At 67.3% G+C, this 18,969-nt stretch carries 17 protein-coding genes; 6 read left to right on the forward strand and 11 right to left on the reverse strand.

What is annotated here, in order from left to right; translation table 11 throughout:
• Positions 1-16: 16 nt before the first annotated feature.
• Positions 17-715: a 3'-5' exonuclease gene (locus P8192_RS09675; RefSeq protein WP_278156592.1), complete on the forward strand. Its 699-nt coding sequence runs from the start codon at positions 17-19 to the stop codon at positions 713-715.
• Here P8192_RS09675 and hemL read toward each other — a convergent pair.
• The 10 genes from hemL to hemE all read right to left on the reverse strand — a co-directional run bounded on the left by hemL (position 712) and on the right by hemE (position 13,062).
• A complete protein-coding gene (gene hemL, locus P8192_RS09680; RefSeq protein ID WP_278156594.1) occupies positions 712-2,031 on the reverse strand; it encodes a glutamate-1-semialdehyde 2,1-aminomutase in 1,320 nt (439 codons plus the stop codon). The genes P8192_RS09675 and hemL overlap by 4 nt on opposite strands.
• Complete coding sequence (hemB, locus tag P8192_RS09685; RefSeq protein ID WP_278156596.1) at positions 2,028-3,014, reverse strand: porphobilinogen synthase; 987 nt, start codon at positions 3,012-3,014, stop codon at positions 2,028-2,030. Before hemB ends, hemL begins: the two co-directional genes overlap by 4 nt.
• Before the next feature lie 2 nt (positions 3,015-3,016).
• Positions 3,017-5,548 carry a hypothetical protein gene (locus tag P8192_RS09690; protein WP_278156598.1) on the reverse strand — a complete coding sequence of 844 codons (2,532 nt, stop codon included), beginning with the start codon at positions 5,546-5,548 and terminating at the stop codon, positions 3,017-3,019.
• A gap of 15 nt (positions 5,549-5,563) precedes the next feature.
• Positions 5,564-5,887, reverse strand: a complete 324-nt coding sequence (locus P8192_RS09695) for a putative quinol monooxygenase (protein WP_270104881.1) — start codon at positions 5,885-5,887, stop codon at positions 5,564-5,566.
• An 887-nt stretch (positions 5,888-6,774) separates the two neighbouring features.
• Positions 6,775-7,560, reverse strand: coding sequence for a uroporphyrinogen-III synthase (locus P8192_RS09700; RefSeq protein WP_278156600.1), 786 nt, complete (start codon positions 7,558-7,560; stop codon positions 6,775-6,777).
• A complete protein-coding gene (gene hemC / locus P8192_RS09705) occupies positions 7,557-8,558 on the reverse strand; it encodes a hydroxymethylbilane synthase (RefSeq protein ID WP_278156603.1) in 1,002 nt (333 codons plus the stop codon). The genes P8192_RS09700 and hemC overlap by 4 nt, the downstream gene beginning before the upstream one ends.
• Positions 8,555-9,769, reverse strand: coding sequence for a ferrochelatase (locus P8192_RS09710; protein WP_278156605.1), 1,215 nt, complete (start codon positions 9,767-9,769; stop codon positions 8,555-8,557). The genes hemC and P8192_RS09710 overlap by 4 nt, the downstream gene beginning before the upstream one ends.
• Complete coding sequence (gene hemQ, locus P8192_RS09715) at positions 9,769-10,491, reverse strand: hydrogen peroxide-dependent heme synthase (protein WP_270104876.1); 723 nt, start codon at positions 10,489-10,491, stop codon at positions 9,769-9,771. The genes P8192_RS09710 and hemQ overlap by 1 nt, the downstream gene beginning before the upstream one ends.
• 68 nt (positions 10,492-10,559) lie before the next feature.
• Positions 10,560-11,939, reverse strand: coding sequence for a protoporphyrinogen/coproporphyrinogen oxidase (locus P8192_RS09720; RefSeq protein ID WP_278156607.1), 1,380 nt, complete (start codon positions 11,937-11,939; stop codon positions 10,560-10,562).
• A 4-nt stretch (positions 11,940-11,943) separates the two neighbouring features.
• A complete protein-coding gene (gene hemE / locus P8192_RS09725) occupies positions 11,944-13,062 on the reverse strand; it encodes a uroporphyrinogen decarboxylase (RefSeq protein ID WP_278156609.1) in 1,119 nt (372 codons plus the stop codon).
• A gap of 101 nt (positions 13,063-13,163) precedes the next feature.
• On the opposite strand from hemE, the gene P8192_RS09730 reads away from it, so the two are divergent.
• The 5 genes from P8192_RS09730 to P8192_RS09750 all read left to right on the forward strand — a co-directional run bounded on the left by P8192_RS09730 (position 13,164) and on the right by P8192_RS09750 (position 18,127).
• On the forward strand, positions 13,164-14,504 hold the full coding sequence (locus tag P8192_RS09730) for a glutamyl-tRNA reductase (RefSeq protein WP_278156610.1): 1,341 nt from the start codon (positions 13,164-13,166) through the stop codon (positions 14,502-14,504).
• Positions 14,505-14,558: 54 nt separating this feature from the next.
• Entirely contained in the window at positions 14,559-15,167 is a 609-nt protein-coding gene (locus tag P8192_RS09735) for a TetR/AcrR family transcriptional regulator (RefSeq protein ID WP_278156612.1), read from the forward strand.
• Positions 15,168-15,286: 119 nt separating this feature from the next.
• Positions 15,287-15,511, forward strand: a complete 225-nt coding sequence (locus tag P8192_RS09740) for a DUF3107 domain-containing protein (RefSeq protein WP_270104871.1) — start codon at positions 15,287-15,289, stop codon at positions 15,509-15,511.
• 193 nt (positions 15,512-15,704) lie between these two features.
• Positions 15,705-17,264 carry a DEAD/DEAH box helicase gene (locus tag P8192_RS09745; protein WP_278156614.1) on the forward strand — a complete coding sequence of 520 codons (1,560 nt, stop codon included), beginning with the start codon at positions 15,705-15,707 and terminating at the stop codon, positions 17,262-17,264.
• Positions 17,265-17,266: 2 nt separating this feature from the next.
• Positions 17,267-18,127, forward strand: a complete 861-nt coding sequence (locus P8192_RS09750) for a DNA-methyltransferase (RefSeq protein ID WP_270104869.1) — start codon at positions 17,267-17,269, stop codon at positions 18,125-18,127.
• Here P8192_RS09750 and P8192_RS09755 read toward each other — a convergent pair.
• Positions 18,108-18,950, reverse strand: a complete 843-nt coding sequence (locus tag P8192_RS09755; protein WP_278156616.1) for a PHP domain-containing protein — start codon at positions 18,948-18,950, stop codon at positions 18,108-18,110. The genes P8192_RS09750 and P8192_RS09755 overlap by 20 nt on opposite strands.
• Positions 18,951-18,969: the final 19 nt, after the last annotated feature.

Consider the following 18,969-nt stretch of genomic DNA (forward strand, 5'->3'; position numbering starts at 1 on the left):
CGGTACCGTGGAGTCCGTGACCGAAACTTCCTGGCATCGCCTCACCCGGGTCGGCTTCGACTTGGAGACCACCGGGCGCGACCCCCATCAGGCCCGCATCGTGACCGCCTCCCTGGTGCTCGTCGACGACGCCGGCACCGCCCGCGCCGATTCCGAATGGCTGCTCAACCCCGGGGTGGAGATCCCCGAGGAAGCCGCTGCCGTGCACGGGGTGACCACCGAGCGGGCCCGCGCCGAGGGCATGGACGCACGCACCGGGGTCGAACAGATCGCGGACACCCTGCGCGACATCATGGAGCAGGGCATGCCGGTGGTGGCCTACAACGGGGTGTACGACTTCACCGTGCTGGCCGCCGAGCTGGCGCGCCACGGGCTGGACCCCATAGAAGTGACCGGGGTGATCGACCCGTTCGTCATCGACAAAAAGGTCGACACCTATCGGAAGGGCCAGCGCACCTTGACCCATGTGTGCGAGCACTACGGGGTCATCCTCGAGGACGCCCACACCTCCGCTGCGGACTGCCTGGCGGCGGTCGGTGTGGCCGATGCGCTGGCACAGAAATATCCGAAACTGCAGATGCCGCTGGCGCAGTTGCATGCCTTGCAGGTGGAGTGGAAAGCCGAGCAGTCGGCCAGCTTCCAGGAGTACCTGAGGCGCACCAAGGACCCCCAGGCCGTCATCAACGGCGCGTGGCCCGTGGAGCCGGTCTCCTAAGCTGTCGCAGCAGCCGCAGCCCGGGCGGCGTGCGGCAGCGCGGCGGCGATGCGCTCCATGGCGGCGTCGTCGTGTGCCGAGGACACGAACCAGGCCTCGAACACGCTCGGCGGCAGGTACACCCCGTGGTCCAGCATGGTCTGGAAGAACGGCCCGTACCGGAACGCCTCCTGGGACTGGGCCTGCGCGTAGTCGTGCACCCCGGTGGCGGAGGTGCCGAAGGCGAAGGAGAACAGGGTGCCCGCGGTCTGAATCGAATGGTCGACGCCGGCTCCGGTCAGTGCCTCACTCAGCAGCTGCTGCAGCTGTTCCGAGCGCTGAGACAGTGTCGCGTACACCTCGGGGTTGCTCGTCGCCTCACCGAGGGTGGCCAGCCCGGCGGCCATGGCCACCGGGTTCCCGGAGAGGGTGCCCGCCTGGTACACCGGTCCCAACGGAGCCAACAGGTCCATCACCTCGGCAGACCCGGCCACCGCAGCCACGGGCATGCCGCCGCCGACCACCTTGCCGAAGGTCCACAGATCCGGCGCCCAGCCCTCGGGCTCGCCGGAGAGACCCCAGCCGCCGGTGGCGGTGGCGCGGAAACCGGTGAGCACCTCGTCCCAGATCAGCAGGGCGCCGTGCTTGGCGGTCAGGGTGCGAAGGAACTGGTTGAACCCGTCGTTCGGCACCACCACGCCCATATTGGCGGGCACCGCCTCCGTGATGACAGCGGCGATGTTCTCTCCGTGCACGGCGAACACCTCGCGCAGCGCGGCCTCGTCGTTGTAGGGCACCACCAGGGTCTCGGCGGCCTGTGCCTCGGTCACGCCAGCGGAGCCCGGCAACGCCTGGGTGGCGAGACCGGAACCGGCTGATGCCAGCAGCCCGTCGGAGTGGCCGTGGTAGCAGCCGGCGAACTTCACGATGAGGTTCCGTCCGGTCGCGCCCCGGGCCAGGCGCAGGGCGGTCATGGTGGCTTCGGTGCCGGTGGAGACGAACCGAACGCGCTCCACCGGAACGATGGACCGGATCAGCTCGGCCAGCCGGGTCTCATCCGGGGTGGAGGCGCCGAAGGAGAGCCCCCGGTCCACGGCTGCATGCACCGCATCGAGTACGGCGGGGTGCTGGTGGCCCAGCAGCATCGGACCCCAGGAGCACACCAGGTCCACGTACTCGCGGCCCTCGACGTCGCGCAGGTAGGGACCCGAGGCGGACACCAGGGAGCGCGGGGTCCCGCCGACGGACCCGAACGCCCGCACCGGGGAGTTCACTCCCCCGGGCATCACCCGGCGGGCGGCATCGAACGCAGCGAGATTGGTGGTGGACTCGGTCACAGGGAACCTTCCTTCAGGGCACGGCCCAGTTCGACGGCGTAATAGGTCAGCACGGTGTCGGCGCCGGCGCGGCGGATGGACAGCACGGATTCGGCCATCGCGGCGTCCCGGTTGATCCAGCCGTTCGCGGCAGCGGCCTCGATCATCGCGTACTCCCCCGAGATCTGGTAGGCCGAGACCGGCACATCGGAGATCTCGGCGACGTCGCGCAGAATATCCAGGTAGCTCATCGCCGGCTTGACCATCACCATGTCGGCGCCCTCCTCCAGGTCCAGCATGGTCTCCAGCACGGCCTCGCGCCGGTTGGACGGGTCCATCTGGTAGGTTTTGCGGTCGCCGGTGAGCTGCGAATCCACCGCCTCGCGGAACGGTCCGTAGAACGCCGACGAGTATTTAGCGGAGTAGGCGATGATGCCCACGTCCTGGTGGCCGGCGTCGTCGAGGGCCTGACGGATGACGGCGACCTGGCCGTCCATCATCCCGGAAGGGCCCACCAGGTGCGCGCCCGCCTCGGCCTGGGCCACGCCCATCTGCCCGTAGATCTCCAGGGTCGCGTCGTTGTCGACGTTGCCGGCGTCGTCGAGCACACCGCAGTGCCCGTGATCGGTGAACTCATCCAGGCACAGGTCCGACATGACCACCAGGTCGTCGCCCACTTCTTCCTTAATGGCGCGGATGCCGTCGTTGAGCACGCCCTCGGGGTTCAGCGATTCGGATCCGGTGGCGTCGTGGTGTTCGGGCACGCCAAAGAGCATGATGCCGCCTAGCCCCAGCTCCACTGCTTCCGCGGAGGCGCGTTTGAGCGACTCGCGGGTGTGCTGGACAACGCCCGGCATGGAGGAAATGGCGATCGGTTCGCTCGCGCCCTCCTTGAGGAACACCGGCAGAATCAGTTCGGAGGGATGTAGCCGGGTTTGGGCGGCCAGGCGGCGCATCGCGGGATTCTGACGGAGACGGCGGGGCCGGTGCTGCGGAAAAGGCATGGTCACGAGTCTAGTCCGAGCGCATCCAGGCGGGCCAACAGTCGGTCGATGCGACGGGCGAATCCAGCGTCGGTGCGCTCGGCGCGCGGGGCCAACCGCAGTTCTTCGAGCTCCCGGGCGCAGACCAGCAGCATTCGGTCGAACAACTGATGCTGGGCCTCTGCCCCGGGGCGGCCGGTCTCCAGCGCCAGGGTAAAGTCGCGCTCGTCCTCCGCCAGGAACAGGGCGTCGATGCGCCGCTGTGCTGCTCTCAAACGGGGCGCCTGGGCACTCCACCGGCCCAGACCGGCCGAGAGTTGACCGATCCAGCGCAGCACCAGCAGCACCATCGCGCCCAGGACGATCACGGCCAGGCTCACTGCCCAGAACGCCAGCTCCGGGTTCGTGCGGTCCGTGAACACGGCGTTCGAGTTCAACTGGCGGGACAGGCTCTCCAGTTCGGTGGTCACCGCGGAAACGTGCTCAAAATCCCACACCGGCGGGTCAGTGAGCCGGTAGTTCAACTCGCCCAGCCCGGTCTGCTCCCCCACGGCCAGGGTGCCGGTGAGTGCGGGCAGGGTGGTGAAGGTGTCGTCGTCGAGCGTGAACACCGGCAGGATCACGTGCGGTGCCGTGACGTCCCCGGTCACCGAATCCACGATGTTGCTGCTCTCGCCGACTTCACCCTTGATCCGCCACATCGCCTGGATGGCCGGGGCGTAGCCCACATGCAGTCGGTCCTGACGCTGGACCGTGTAGTCCAGATACTCGGAGGCGGGGCGCACGGCGAGGGTGAGGTGCACCGGCTCGGTGAACTGGTCGTGAAGGTACTGGCGGATCCGGTCTTCTTCGAGCATCTCGTGACCACCGGTGTCGCCGTCGATCACCACCTCGGCCAGCTGTTCGTTGCCGGCCTGCTCCCACGCCGGGCGCTGCTGCTCCAGGCCGTACTGCGCGCTGGCACCAGCGGAAAAACCTACCACCAGCACGACGATGACGGCGAGCGCCCTCCGGGTAAAACGGCGCCGGGAGGCGCGCTGCTTCTCCTGGGCGAGCTGGCGCTGCGTGGGGGCGGCCACCGCACGCATCGGGGCGTCGGTGATCGGGCGCTGCGGCAGTTCCTCGCGCGAGGCGTCCAGGGCGGGGTGATCGCCGAAGCGGGCGCGGGCCACCACATTGGCGGTCTCCAGCACCTGCAGTGGCGCCTCTTCCGGCAAGCCCAGGGCCTCGCGCATCCGGGTACGGGCCTCCAGGGTGTCTTGGTGCCCGGCCAGCCGGTCGTTCACGGCGCGTTCGGTGTGGAAGCGGACGTCGCGCAGGTGCATCACCACGCGGCCGTCGCGGCGTCGCATCAGCTCAGTCAGCGCGGCGACCGAGCGCATCAGATCCGCTTCGGCGTCCAGCCATTGGTCCGATACGGTCTGCACGTCGTCCTGTTCGGTGAGGTGCAGCAGCGTCTGGTCGGCGTCATGGATGACCTGTCGGTGCCTGGTCAGGCTGAGCGCTTCGCGTTGGCTGAGCGTATCCTCCACCCCAATGAGTCGGGTGGTGAGCTCGACGACCGCCTCGTGGAGGGGGTGGACCAGCCGGTGTGCGGCTGAGCTGCGTCTGCCGTGTTGAATCTCCAACGACTGCTCGAGCACCGTGGCGTCGGTGTGCAGCGCGGCGGTGCGCTGGGCGAAGTCGGTCAGCTGACGCCGTCGTGCATCCTGCGGGTTCGAGGGAATGCGCCGCGACGCCTGCACCGCAGCGACCACCTCGGGTTCCTGGCGCTGTAGCCGACGCACGTTCTGCCCGATCTGGGTCCAGAGTGCGCGGGCGGTGTCGGTGGGTTCAGCGGTCTCCAGCGAGGTCTCGAGCGCGTCCATATCGAGCACCACGCGGGCCAGTTGGTAGCGCGCGGCGGCCAGAGTGCGCTCATCGGCTTCGCGATGACGACGACGACGCGCCCAGGCCCAGAACAGGAAGAAGCTGGCGCCGGCGGAAATACCGGCGGTGGCGTACCAGAGCAGCCCGCTAGGCTCCGGGTGGATCAGCCGGCTGGCATTCTGTACTGCGGCGACCACCGCGCCGGGGCCGTGACCGGATCCCACCGAGTTCTCGAATCCATTGATGGTGCCGGATCGCACCGCATACGGATCATCCAGGGCCTCGGCCAACTCGGGCGAGATCGCCACCGTCTCCGACGGCGGGAACCCGGTAGCTTCCCCCAGGGTCGGCTCGCCCAAGAAAATTTCGATGTCGAGCCCATCAGAAGCAGTCGTCGTGAGATCCGTCGGCGCCGGTTCGGCCGAAATACCAACGACGAGCGGCTGGTATCCGCCCAGCTCGGCACGGTCGGCGGCAGCGTCGACCGTGTCCTGGCTGATGTTCAGATCCCCCAAGAGCCCACCAGCGAGGGTACCAGCGTCCAGGTCGGCATCAACCCGAATCTCGATCGGTTCCTGGGGGCTGCGACTATCCAACCAAAGCCCGGTGACCCCGCAGACGACGGAGAGCAGCGCGGTCAGAATACCAAGAACAGCGGTCGCGCCCCCGCGCAAGAAAAAGCGCATCAACGACGACGTCGGTCAGTCTCCGAGGTCGAGCTCGCCCATGCGGTCCCAGCCGGAACCCTCGATGGTGCGGGAAATGATCTCCGGGGTCTTCACCAGGGTCGGGCGCATAGCATCGAGGCCGGCCTGGAAATGGTCCGAGGTGACGTGGGCTTCGGCGGCGTCGTCCTGGAATGCTTCGTGCAGGAGAAAAACGTGCGGGTCCTCCACCGACTGGAACCAGTCGAACCAGAGGTTTCCCTCTTCCGCGCGGGTGGCTTCGGTGAAATCGGCGACCCGATCCAGGAAGGTGTCGGCGTAGTCGGGCTTGACGGTGTATTTCACAGTAATCAGGATCATGGTCTCAGTCTTTCACTCTCCACACGCGGGCGCCAACAGGACCCGCAGACGACGTTATTTCAGCGACCTGACTAGAACACTTATATTACCTAGTATCGTCAGCTAGACTATTTGATGATCGTACATATTCCAGTATATTCGGCTCGCGGCGGGTGGCGTGGTCATGGTTGAGTCCGTGGTGGATTTTTCCCGGCATCGCCCCTTGTTCGTCGCGGCGCCGTCCTCTGATCTCATAGCGATGGCCGAGTGGCGTGACCTGCTTGCCGAGACCCCGTCCCAGCGACGGCAAAGCCGAGACGATCGACCGTATCAGCGAGCTAGAGCGGCTGAAAGCGTCGTGCGCTGCGGCGCAGGTGCGCCAGACCGCGCGACTGAAGGAGATTCGTCTGGAGCCCGAGGCCGCCGCAGGCAGTCCCCTGGCGAAGCGCGGCAGAAGCCCGCGGTCACGCGCAAAAGCTGCACCAACAGGAGGCGGTGCGACACTGACATCGCTCCCGGCGGCAACCTCGGGTCACCGTGCACCCAGCGCCGGGAAACATGGCACATCTCACCGCACTGCCACCGATGCCCCAGGCGGTCAGCATTTTCGCCTCGCTGAAAGCCACGGCCGATACTGCGATGGGCCAGGGGGGATACCGAAGACACAGTGGATCCGTCCGGAGGACTGGGTACCCGGGACCAGATCATGGCCGACCTACTCGTGGAGCGCGCCACGGGGGCAAGAATCCACCCACGCGGCACCCGCGCAGGTGCACCTGGTCATGTCCGATGCTGCCTTGCTCGGCGACGACGACACCCCCGCCTGGCTCACCGGGCACGGCCCCATTCCCGCGGCCGCGGCACGGCAGTGGCTGGGTGATGAGCGGGGTGCCTCATAATGCACTGACTCAGGACGCTGATTTAAGTACAGCCAGGATTCCGGCAGCATCCGGAGTAGGGGCAGTGCCCAGCAGCGGCATGTCCAATTCTCGGCATTGCCGTTCGGTGGGCTCGCCGATGGCAATCAGATGCGGGAGGGCGCCCTGATGACGCCGGTGGAATTCGCGCGCCGCGGAGGCACTGGTCAGCAGCACGACCGCGCCCGGTTGGTTCCAGGAATCGATGTCCAGTATCTCGCCCGCCCGGGGAAGCAGGCGCCGCGCCGGATCCGCTGGATATTCGACGGTTTGATATGCCGACACCATATCGACGCGCCAACCCCGCGCACCGAGGGCCTCAGCCAACGCGGGGTCTGCCAGATCGGATTGGGGCAGCAGCAGCCGTCCGGAGCCGAAACCTGCCGAGCCACCGTGGGTGCGCTGCGGAAAACCCTCCCGCAGTCCCCGGGCCGACGCTTCGCGCGGCATCCAGGGGGTGGAATGGCAGCCGAGAGCCGCCACGGTGCGCGCGGTGCCGGGACCGGTCACGGCCAGCGCGGTGGTGGAGGGCAATAGCCCGTCCCATCCGGCATGGACCAGGGCCCGGGCGGCGTTGGGGCTGGTGATCAGCAGCCACTGATAGATCCCGGACCCGAGCCGGTCCACCGACTCGTACAGCGCAGACCGGTCCTCAGGCAGCGCGAAATCGGTGACTGGGAGGAACTCGACGCCGACGCCGGCCTCGCGCAGCCCGGATTCCAGTTCGCTTGCTTGTGCGGGCTGACGAGTGACGACGAGGCGGGCCACCTGGCTCACCAGGACAACAGGTCGGCGCCGTCGGCCAGCAGCGCTTCGGCCACCTCGACGCCCAGGGCGCGCGCGGCTTCCAAGGCTGCTTCTTCGGCCGGGTCCACGGCGAGCGTGATCTGTTCGTTGCGGCGCAGCACCCGTGAGCCATCGTGAGCGGCCACCACGGCGTCCAGCACCAGGGTTCCAGAGCCGAAGCGGCCCAGCGCGCCCAACGGTGCTGCGCATCCGGCCTCGAGCCGGCTGAGCAACGCACGTTCGGCGGTGACCTGAACACGGGTGGCTGCGTCGTCGTACTCTGCCAACGCGCGGGTGAGCTCTGGGTGCGGGCTCGCAGCGCCGGCCAGTTCCGGACGCGACTCAATCGCCAGCGCGCCCTGACCCGGTGCGGGGAGGACGACGGCAGGATCCAGTCGCTCGGTGATCGCCCAGTCCATGCCGATCCGGTCCAGCCCGGCACAGGCCAACACCACCGCATCGAGGTCACCGCGCGGGGAGCCAGCCGCCGCGGGGGCGTGATCGTCATGGCTTTCCAGCCCGGGCACCCGCGCCAGGCGGGTGGGCACGTTACCGCGGATGTCCACCATCTCCAGGTCGGGACGGGCCGCCAGCAGCTGCGCCACCCGGCGCGGGGAACCGGTCCCCACGCGAGCACCGCGCGGCAGCGTCTCCAGGGTGAGCCCGTCACGGGCGCACAGCGCATCGCGCACATCCACCCGCTCGGGGATCGCCACGATCTCCAGGCCTTCGGGCTGCTTGGCTGGAAGGTCCTTGAGGGAATGCACCGCGAGATCGACCTCACCGTCAAGAATCGCGGCCCGCAGCGCCGACGCGAATACACCAGTGCCGCCCAGCGAGGCCAGCGAGCCGGTGGTGATGTCACCTTCGGTGCGGATGATCTTCAGCTCGTACTCCCGTCCGGAGGTCCTGGCCAGCGCATCCGCCACCGTGGTGGTCTGCGTGGTGGCCAGCGCCGAGCCGCGGGTGCCGACGCGGAATCCGGTCATACCTGCCCCGGTTCACGTTCTGCGGTGAGCTCGTTGACGACGTCGGCATCGGCCGCGCCCACGGTGGGGCGGCGCTCGCCGTCTCGGTTGAGCTTCACCGAATCATCGGCGGGAGCGGTGTCGTACCAGGCATCGAACCGACCCACAGCGGCGCGGCCCTCGCGGCGTCCCAATCGCTCCTCGATCATGTCGACGAGACCGCTCACGAACTGGGGGTGTGTGCCCGGAGTCGGGGTACGGCGGAAACCCACACCCAACCTCTCTGCGGTCTCCTTCGCCTCGGTGTCGAGGTCCCAGAGCACCTCCATGTGATCGGAGACGAACCCCAGGGGCACGACGACGAAGCCGGCCACGTCGTGCTCCTCGACGAGTTGCTCCATGGCGTCGTTGATGTCGGGCTCCAGCCACGGGATGTGCGGGGCGCCGGAACGGGACTGGTACACCAGGTCCCAGGAAAGTCCCTCGGCTTCGGGGACCAGCTTGAGCACTTCGGCGGCGGCGTCGAGGTGCTGCGCGGAGTACACGTCAGCACCGTTGGCCTCACCCGGCTCGGCACCGGCTTCGGCGCGCAACTGCTCGGCCAGATCCCGGGGACCGGCCGCAGCGGCATCGGAGGTAGGAATCGAGTGGGTGGCGAAGAGGATGCGGATCTGCCCGGTGGCCCCCGCGACGTCGAGTTCCTCGCGCAGGGATCGTAGACCATCGCGCAATCCCTCAGCGAAGGGCTCAATGAATCCGGGGTGGTTGAAGTACTGGCGGATCTTGTCGAGCTCGATCCGTCCCTGCAGCTCATTGGCTAGGATTCCGCCGGCCATGTCCTCGCGGTACTGGCGGTCCGAAGAGTAGCAGGAGTAGGCGGAGGTGGTCAGCACCAGCACCCGCTCGTGACCATCCCGGTGCAGGTCGGCCACCGTGTCGTTGAAGTATGGCGCCCAGTTGCGGTTACCCCAGTAGACGGGCAACTCCAGCGAGCGCGCGGCCAGTTCCTGTTCGAGAGCTTCCTTGAGCGCGCGGTTCTGCTCATTGATCGGGCTGATGCCGCCGTTGGCGCGGTAGTGGGTGGCCACCTCTTCCAGGCGCTCATCCGGGATCCCACGCCCTGCGGTCACGTTGCGCAGAAACGGGATGACGTCGTCCTGGCCCTCTGGCCCGCCGAAGGAAGCGAGCAGAACGGCGTCGTAGTCCTTCGGATCCATGACAGCGTCGGTCATCAGATCAGCACCTCAACAATCTCTTCGGTGGTGACGAGACGCCCGGTGTAGAAGGGCACTTCCTCGCGCACGTAGTGACGGGTTTCGTTGTTGCGCAGGTGGCGCATCATGTCGACGAGGTGGTTCAGCTCGGGGGCTTCCAGGCCCAGCAGCCATTCCCAGTCGTTCAGGGCAAACGCGGAGGTGGTGTTGGCCCACACCATGGGGAATTCCTGACCGAGCTGGCCGTGTTCGCGCAGCATGCGGGCGCGGTCTTTGCCTTCCAGGGTGTACCAGTCGTAGGAGCGCACGAACGGGTAGAAACACAGCCAGGTGCGCGGCTTGCGACCCATGGCGAAGGCGGGAATGTGTTCCTTGTTGAATTCGGCCATCCGGTCCGACCCCATGGCGGAAAGCACCATGTGGGTGCCGGCCAGCAGCTCGGTGCGACGCAGCTTGCGGATTGCCGCCTGCAGTTTTTCCGGGACGTGCCCGTACATCCACACCATGATGTCGGCGTCGGCGCGCATCCCGGAGACGTCGTAGGTACCGCGCACGGTGACCCCGTCGTCGGCAAGCTCGGCCACCACCTTGTCGAACTGTTCCACCGCACGGGTACGCTCCGTGGCCGACTGGCCCGCCCGATTCACCGTGGACGGCACATCGCGGGCGAATACCGTATAGGTGGTGAACCACTCGGTGCGGTGCTCGGTGTCCGAGGGGGTGACGGATTGCTCTGTCATGTTCAGCTCCTGGGGTCGGTGCGCGTTTTCTACGCGCGGTAGAGTTCAGCTGTCAGTCTAACCGGGGATCAGTCACGAATATCTGCGATGACGGCCGCCAATCCAGTCCCGGCAAGCCAGGCTCCGACGATGTCAACGTCGCGTTGGGTTCGTGCCCAGTCTCGCATATCGGACACCCGACGACGATGTTCCGGACTGGCCACCGGCAGCGCGGCCCGCCAGCGTTGAATATGGTGATCGACGACGACGCCGGAGCCCGGTTCGGTGCCCGTCAGCCGGTAGATGTCGCGTGTAGCCAGGCGCAGCAGTTCCGCGTCGGTAGAGGCGTAGCCGGGGGCACCGGAGGCGGGGTCGTCGGTGACGCGCCCATAGGACAGGCGCAGTGCGTGTCGACCGGCGGGCAGCGCCTCGCGCACCCACGACCATTTCGCGGAGATGTGGGTCATCGCCTTCGCCCCGACCTGCTCGGGCTCCACGGTGGGCGCCACCAGAATTCCGGTGCCCCGGGGGTGAGCGTCGAGTTCCGGGTGGTCGAGAATCAGGGTCACCAGGGCCACCCCAGCCCCCTGCTCCGGGGCGTCGCCCGGATCGAGCGCGCCGTCCGAGACGGGCGCCAGCAGCCGCCAGGCCGTGGGACCGTCGGTGGCGATCACGATCTGCGCGGCGTCGAACGATTCAGCGTTGGTGTGGACTACCCAGCCGGTGCCGTGACGTTCCAGAGCGGTGACGGCGGTGTTCAGCCGGCCCAAGACCCGTTCGGCCAGGGCCTGAGTGAGGGTGTTCATCCCGCCCACCACCGACGCCACCGCCGCTCCAGGGCGCCGCGAGCGCTGAGCAGCCACCGCACGGGCAAGCGAACCCATCTCCACCGCGGCGTCGAGCAGTCCGGGAGCGACGGCACGCACTTCCAGCTGGTGCGGATCGGCCGAATGCACCCCGGACACCACCGGCGCGACCAGGGTGGCGAGCACATCCTCGCCCAGCCGGTCCGCCACCAACTCGCCCAGGGTCACTGCGGCCCCGGTTCGGGTGGCCTCCGTCCAACGGTCCATCGGGGCATCCAGATCCTGGCGGGCGCGTTCCAGCGCGTCCGGCCCGAGGGCCTCGCCGACTTCGGCAGCGTCGAGATCACCGGGAATGCCGAGCACCCCCAGCTTCGGCGCGGGTACGGCGCGTTCGGGTAGCTGCAGCCAGGAGCCAACGGGGTTCGGGTCCAAGGTGTCTAGCCCCAACTCCCGGGCCAGCTCGGCGACGACGTCGTTGCGCACCGCGAAGGCTTCGGCGCCGACGTCCAGCCGGATGCCGCCCATCTCCGCACCGCGCACCACTCCGCCCCAGGCCGGTCCAGCCTCGAGCACGAGCACGTCCTCACCACGGTCTTGGTGTGTCAGCGCGGCGACCAGCCCGGCCACCCCGCCGCCGATCACGACGGTGTTGAACTGGGTCACGGGACTACGGCGCAACCGAGTGAATCAGCTCGACCACGCGGGTCAGCACGGTGGGGTCGGTGTGCGGGGGCACGCCGTGGCCGAGATTGAGCACATGGCCCGGCGCCACCGAACCCGCCTCAATCACCCCGCGCACATGGGCCTCCAACACGTCCCATCCGGCTTCGAGCAGGGCGGGGTCGATATTGCCCTGTAGCGGCACCGCGCCCCGGCCATCCGCCCCGGGGGTCGCGGTGAGCCTGCGGTGAGCCTCGTCCAGGGGCAACCGGTAGTCGACGCCGACCGCGCTGGCGCCGGCGTCGCGCATGGCAGGCAGGATCTCCGAGGTTCCGGTGCCAAAGTGAATCAACGGCACTCCGTCCGGCCCGGCCAGGTCGGCGACCTGAGCGAAAGCCGCGGCAGAATGGGGCTGCACATGGGTCAGGTAGTCGCCCAGCGAGAGCGAACCGGCCCAAGAGTCGAAAAGCTGACCGGCCGAGGCACCCGCTTCAATTTGAGCGCGCAGGAAATGCCCCGAGGCACGTGCCGCCCAGCTGGCCAATGCATTCCAGGTGTCCGGTTCAGCATGCATCATGGTGCGCGGACCGAGGTGGTCACGCGAGGGCTTGCCTTCCACCATGTAGGCGGCCAGCGTAAACGGAGCACCCGCGAACCCGATCAAGGGGGTGGATCCCAGCTCGGCCACGGTCAGCCGCACTGCCTCGCGGATGGGTTCGAGTGATTCCTCCGTCAGTTCAGGCAGCGCTGCGACGTCTGCAGCGGTGCGCACGGGGGCATCTAGCACTGGACCGACCCCGGGGACAATGTCCACGCCTACCTCGGCCAGGCGCAGCGGGATGACGATGTCGGAGAAAAAGATGCCGGCGTCGACGTCGTGACGACGCACCGGTTGCAGGGTGATCTCCGAGGCCAGTTCGGGTTGCAAGCAGGAATCCAGCATGGAAATCCCCTCGCGCAGCTGGCGGTATTCGGGCAAAGAGCGTCCGGCCTGGCGCATAAACCACACCGGACGACGGTCCGGCGTGCCGCCACGCAGGGCGGTGATCAGGGCGGAGCGCGCGGTGGAACGGGTAGCGTCATCGGTTACCAGCGGGTGGCCGGCAGGCAGCTGAGGTGCAGTCATGGCCCCTATTCTCGCATCACCGCGACAGCGGGTCGGATCCGTGTCGACTTAGGTTTGCCTGCTTAGATTCGGTGCGATAACGGCCGTACGATAGAGCCATTGTGGCTCTGTTTTCTTTGGTTGCCGCGCACACCAGCCTAGACCTCGAGATGGTGGCGCAGTTGAGCACCGGAACCGATGAGGTCATCGCTGCCGTCCCCTCTGCCGAGGCAACGCGCGGCGCCGTGGTGCTCTCCACCTGCAACCGCTTGGAGATCTACGCCGAATCTCGCGATGAGCAGAGCATTGACGAGGCCGCCGAGGAGATTCTCGATTCGGTCGCCCGCGGCGCCGGACTGAATGCCGCCCAGGTGGCTTCTTCCTTCCAGTTACTCCCCCAGGATTCTGCCGTGCGTCACCTTTTCACGGTGGGCGCCGGGCTCGATTCCGCTGTTGTCGGCGAGCGCGAAATTGCCGGCCAGGTGCGCCGCGCCCTGACGCAGGCCCGCGAATCGGGAATCACCACCGGCGGGCTGATCAAGCTTTTCGAATCCGCCACCCGCACCGCCAAAGATGTCGGCTCAGGCACCGCCCTGGGTTCCACCGGACGCTCTATTGTTTCGGTCGCCCTGGATTTGGCCACCGAGTTGCGCGCTGGCACCGACCAGATTGCCGCCGCCCGGTTCTGGGAGGACGCCAATGTCCTCGTCATCGGCACCGGTGCTTACGCCGGCACGACCCTGGCCCAACTGCAAGCCCTGGGCGCGAAGAACGTGGCGGTGCACTCTGCCTCCGGGCGCGCCGAGCAGTTCGTCGAGGATCGCGGCGGCTGGGCCCTGGCCCTGGGTGGCGACAAGGTGCACGGCGCCTTCGCCGAGGCTGATGTGCTGATCGGTTGCTCCGGTGGCGCCCGCACGGTTGAAGCAGCCCAGTTGGCCGCACTACGCGAGGATTCCCTGCACCGGCTCACCGTGCTGGATTTGGCGCTGTCCCATGATTTCGATCCCGCTATCGCCGATCTGGAAGGCGTGGATCTGATCACCCTCGAGTCAGTCAAGCTGGCCGCCCCCGAGGAGCAGACCTCCGCCGTCGATCAGGCTCGATCCATGGTCGACGAAGCCGTCTCTGCCTTTGTCGCAGAGCGCCGGTCGCGCAGCGCCAACGATGCCATTGTCGCGCTGCGCCGCCACACCCACCAGGTGCTCGAAGAAGAAATCGCCCGGGTGCGCGCCCGCCACGGGTGCACCGCCGCGGCCGAGGAAGTCGAATTGGCTATGCGGCGGATGATCCGTCAGTTGTTGCACGAGCCCACCACGCGCGCCCGCCAGCTGGCCGCCGAGGGCCGGCTGGATGAATACACCGCTGCTTTGCAGACCCTCTTCGGACTGGAGACCGCCTCGGAGTCCCCCGCCTCTTCGGCGGCGACGTGCCCGGTGCACGATTCATCCCAGCGCTCAGCCTGAGTTACTCGCTAGACTGTTCTCACCCCCTGTACCGAGAACGAGGCGATACCCCACATGCCACCGACCACCAGGCTCCCCCGTGCGCAGCGTCGCCGCCAGCTGATGGACATCTCCCTGCGCGTTTTTGCCGAGAAGGGATACCATGCCGCCTCGATGGATGACATCGCCGAGGCTGCTGATGTGTCCAAGCCTGTGCTCTACCAGCACTTCACCGGCAAGTACGAGCTGTTCCTGACCCTGCTCGACGAGCAATTGGCCGTGGTCCGTGATGCCATGGTGTCCGCAATGGCAGAGGCAGAGACCAACGAAGAGCGCGTCCGCGGCGCCGTGCGCACCCTCTTCGAATATATGGCACGAGAAGACGGCGCTCACCGCATCGTCTTCAACTCTGGTCTCGGCAACGATACTGAGGTCCGCCAGCGCGTCGACCAGTTCAACGATGCGCTGATCGGGCAGATCTCCGAGCACGTCTTCAACGAAACCTACCTCGACGACGAACAGGCAAAGGTGATCGGCCACGCCATGGCCGGCACCGTCCTCACTGCGGCCCGCTATTGGGCTAGCCGTCGTCGCAGCGGAGAAGAATCCCCCTCGCTGCACATCGACCAGGTCACCGAGCACACCTTCCAGTTGCTGTGGCAGGGCATCTGGACCTTCCAATAAGCAGGTTCGCGCTCGGCCGAACCCTGGCGTCGCTTCTGCCGGGTTCGGGTGGCTAAGCTGGAGACAGCGACGCGCCCGGCGCGTCACCCCGCAGACCTACCAGAAGGATGGAACCCAGCATGGAGATTCGGATCGGCGTTCAGCACGTGGCCCGCGAGATCGTCCTCGAAACCGAGGCCAGCGCGGAGGAAGTAAACGAGAAGGTGCAGTCGTCGCTCACCCGCGGCGAGGTGCTGGAGCTCACCGATAAGAAGGGCAAGACCCTGCTGGTGCCAGCCGCGGGCATTGGCTACGTGGAAGTCGGCAACTCGACCGCTCGCCCCGTCGGTTTCGCCGCCCAGTAATCGAAGAACTCACCGTTGCGCGGACCCCGATGGGGGTCCGCGTCGGTCTTTAAGGGTAGACTGGCCCACAGCCGGGACTGTTTCCGGCCTGACCTGCAGCACATCTGCACCAGCAGGATGACCGATCGCTTGATGCGATACCCCTTGAAGACTTCCCGCGATCGGCTCCGCACACAGACAGGACCCGTATCGTATGAATTCCCAGCTGCACGCTGAAAACTCCACCGGACCCGCCGAAGAAACCATCGAGGTCGCCGAGACCATCGACGCCGTCGAGCCCGTGGTGGAGAAGACCTTCGCCGACTTCGGCGTCCGCGCCGACATGGCCGACGCCCTGGCCGCCAAAGGCATCACCACCCCCTTCCCCATTCAGGCGATGACCCTGCCTTTGGCCCTGGCCGGCAACGACATCATTGGCCAGGCCAAGACCGGTACCGGCAAGACCCTGGGCTTCGGCCTGCCGCTGTTGCAGCGCGTGGTCGGCCCCGGCGAGGAGGGTGACCAATCATTGCCGAAGGCCGGCATCCCGCAGGCGCTCGTGGTAGCCCCGACCCGCGAATTGGCCGTACAGGTCGCCTCGGATCTGACCGGCGCTCTGGGTCAGCGCACCGTGCGCCTGATGACGATCTACGGCGGCCGTGCATACGAGCCGCAGATCGAAGAGCTGCAGCGCGGCGTCGACGTCGTGGTGGGCACCCCCGGCCGATTGATCGACTTGATGCGCCAGCGCCATCTGAACCTCTCCGCTGCCAAGATCGTGGTGCTGGATGAGGCCGACGAGATGCTGGACCTGGGCTTCTTGCCCGACGTAGAGACGCTGTTGGCCTCGGTGCCCGAGGTCCGCCAGACCATGCTGTTCTCGGCCACCATGCCCGGACCTGTGGTGGCGATGGCCCGCCGGTACATGACCCGGCCCACCCACATTCGCGCGGCCGATCCGGATGATGATTCGATTACTAAGAAGGACATCCGCCAGCTGATCTACCGCGCCCACCACATGGACAAGGACGAGCTGCTGGCTCGCTCCCTGCAGGCCGAGGGCCGCGGCAAGACCATCGTGTTCACCCGCACCAAGCGCACCGCCGCACGGGTGGCCGATGAACTCACCGGTCGCGGATTCGCTGCTGGTGCCCTCCACGGCGATCTGGGGCAGGGCGCCCGTGAGCAGGCACTGCGTGCGTTCCGCAATGGCAAGATCGACGTGCTGGTGGCCACCGACGTCGCCGCCCGCGGTATCGATGTCGACGACGTCACCCACGTGTTCAACTTCCAGTGCCCTGAAGACGAGAAGACTTACCTGCACCGGGTGGGGCGTACCGGTCGTGCGGGCAACAAGGGCATCGCCGTTACCCTGGTGGACTGGGAGGACGTGCCGCGGTGGACCCTGATCAACTCCGCGCTCGGTCTGGACCAGTCCGACCCGCAGGAGACCTACTCGTCCTCCCCGCACCTCTTCGCGGACCTGAACATCCCCAAGGGCACCAAGGGCCGACTGCCCAAGGCGCAGCGCACCCGCGAGGGTCTCGACGCCGAGAACCTTGAGGAGCTGGGTGGCCGCGACGAAAAGCGCGACAACTCCGGCCGTGGCAGCCGCGGCGGACGTTCCGGCGGCAGACGGGGTGGTCGTTCCGGCGGCTCCTCCGAGCAGAAACAAGGCGAACAGAAGCAGGGCGAAGGGCGCAACCGGCGTCGCAGCCGCAACCGCACCCGCCGTCGCAACGGTGAGATTGTGCAGCGCGACGAGCAGAGCTGAACGTGGTCGGATTCGACCCCGAAGGTCCGGATCTGATCGTCGAAGCGGAGAACCTCTCCTATCTCGACCAGTTGCCGGAGCAGACCTTTACCGTCGTCTACCTCGATCCGCCGTTCAACACGGGCCGAGTGCAGTCCCGGTCCACGTCGACGACGACGCGGGTGGCTCCCGGTGACGGCGACCGCACCGGCTTCGGCGGGCACAGCTACCAGACGGTGAAGGGCGCGCTGTCGTCCTACGATGACGCCTTCACCGACTACTGGGAGTTCCTGGAACCGCGCCTGCGGCAGGCCTGGCGGCTGCTCGCCGACGACGGCACCCTGTACCTGCACCTGGATTACCGGGAAGTGCACTACGCCAAGGTCATGCTAGACGTGATCTTTGGCCGGGACCACTTCCTCAACGAGATTATCTGGGCCTACGACTACGGGGGCCGGGCTCGACGCCGCTGGCCGTCGAAACACGACACGATCCTGGTGTACGTGAAAAATCCGCGCACCTACTGGTTCGATTCGACCGAAGTCGACCGGGAACCGTATATGGCCCCCGGACTCGTCACCCCGGAGAAGCGGGAACGCGGCAAGCTGCCCACCGACGTCTGGTGGCACACCATTGTCTCCCCCACCGGCAAGGAGAAAACCGGCTACCCCACCCAGAAACCGGTGGGGCTGTTGCGCCGAATGGTGGCGGCGTCGTCGCGCCCCGGAGACTGGGTGTTGGACTTCTTCGCCGGCTCGGGCACCCTCGGTGCTGCCGCTGAGCAATTGGGGCGCCGGTACCTGTTGGTGGATCAGAACCCGCAAGCGATCGAGATCATGCGCAGCCGCCTCCCTCAGGCGCTGGTCACCACGCCGCCTCGGTGACGCCGAGCGCAGCAATCTGGTCCACGACGTCGCGGGCTGTGGTGTGCTCACCGATCCGATTCGGTTTGCCTGCCCCGTGATAATCCGAGGCACCGGTCATGAGCAGGTCGTGACGGCGCGCTAGCTGCCGCAACCACTGCCGGTCCGCATCCGGATTGTCTCGGTGGTCCACCTCCAATCCCACCAGGCCGGCCTCGATCATCTCCTCGAAGGTGTCCTCCCCCACCACGCGGCCGCGGGACACCGCCCTCGGATGGGCAAACACCGGCACCCCGCCCGCCTCGCGCACCAGCCGCACCGCTTCGGCCGGGTCCGGCGCGTAATGCCCAACATAGTAGGGCGACGACGGCAGCAGGATACCGGCGAAGGCGGCGGTACGGTCAGGCACCACCCCGGCTACGACGAGCGCATCCGCCAGGTGCGGCCTACCCACCGTGGCCCCGGGCTCGGTCTGGGCCTGCACGAGCTCCCAGGTAATCGGGAAGTCCTCACTGAGTCGCTGCGCCATCTGCTCGGCCCGAGTCAGCCGTGAGCGCACCGAACGCTCCATCTCGTCTTTCAGCCCCGGATGATCGGGGTCGTGGAGGTAGCTGAGCAGGTGCACGCTGACCCCTTGGGCGGATACACAGGAGATTTCCATGCCCCGCACCACGGCCACCCCCTCGCGACGTCCCGCCGCCACGGCTTCGTCCCAGCCGGCGGTGGTGTCATGGTCGGTGAGTGCCAACCCCTCCAGCCCGGCCTCCGCGGCGGCACGCACCACCGCGGACGGCGATTGGGTGCCGTCGGAGCAGTGCGAGTGGGTGTGTAAGTCGAAGGCCATGGCATCAGTGTGCTGTGCC

Source organism: Citricoccus muralis (genome assembly GCF_029637705.1).
Taxonomy (GTDB): domain Bacteria; phylum Actinomycetota; class Actinomycetes; order Actinomycetales; family Micrococcaceae; genus CmP2.

Bases quoted from the DNA above. Each gene is read 5' to 3' on its own strand.
- hemB (WP_278156596.1), bottom strand. From the start codon at position 3,014: ATGCCTTTTCCGCAGCACCGGCCCCGCCGTCTCCGTCAGAATCCCGCG.
- P8192_RS09690 (WP_278156598.1), bottom strand. From the start codon at position 5,548: ATGCGCTTTTTCTTGCGCGGGGGCGCGACCGCTGTTCTTGGTATTCTG.
- P8192_RS09695 (WP_270104881.1), bottom strand. From the start codon at position 5,887: ATGATCCTGATTACTGTGAAATACACCGTCAAGCCCGACTACGCCGAC.
- hemC (WP_278156603.1), bottom strand. From the start codon at position 8,558: ATGACCGGATTCCGCGTCGGCACCCGCGGCTCGGCGCTGGCCACCACG.
- P8192_RS09710 (WP_278156605.1), bottom strand. From the start codon at position 9,769: ATGACCGACGCTGTCATGGATCCGAAGGACTACGACGCCGTTCTGCTC.
- hemQ (WP_270104876.1), bottom strand. From the start codon at position 10,491: ATGACAGAGCAATCCGTCACCCCCTCGGACACCGAGCACCGCACCGAG.
- hemE (WP_278156609.1), bottom strand. From the start codon at position 13,062: ATGACTGCACCTCAGCTGCCTGCCGGCCACCCGCTGGTAACCGATGAC.
- P8192_RS09735 (WP_278156612.1), top strand. From the start codon at position 14,559: ATGCCACCGACCACCAGGCTCCCCCGTGCGCAGCGTCGCCGCCAGCTG.
- P8192_RS09740 (WP_270104871.1), top strand. From the start codon at position 15,287: ATGGAGATTCGGATCGGCGTTCAGCACGTGGCCCGCGAGATCGTCCTC.
- P8192_RS09745 (WP_278156614.1), top strand. From the start codon at position 15,705: ATGAATTCCCAGCTGCACGCTGAAAACTCCACCGGACCCGCCGAAGAA.
- P8192_RS09755 (WP_278156616.1), bottom strand. From the start codon at position 18,950: ATGGCCTTCGACTTACACACCCACTCGCACTGCTCCGACGGCACCCAA.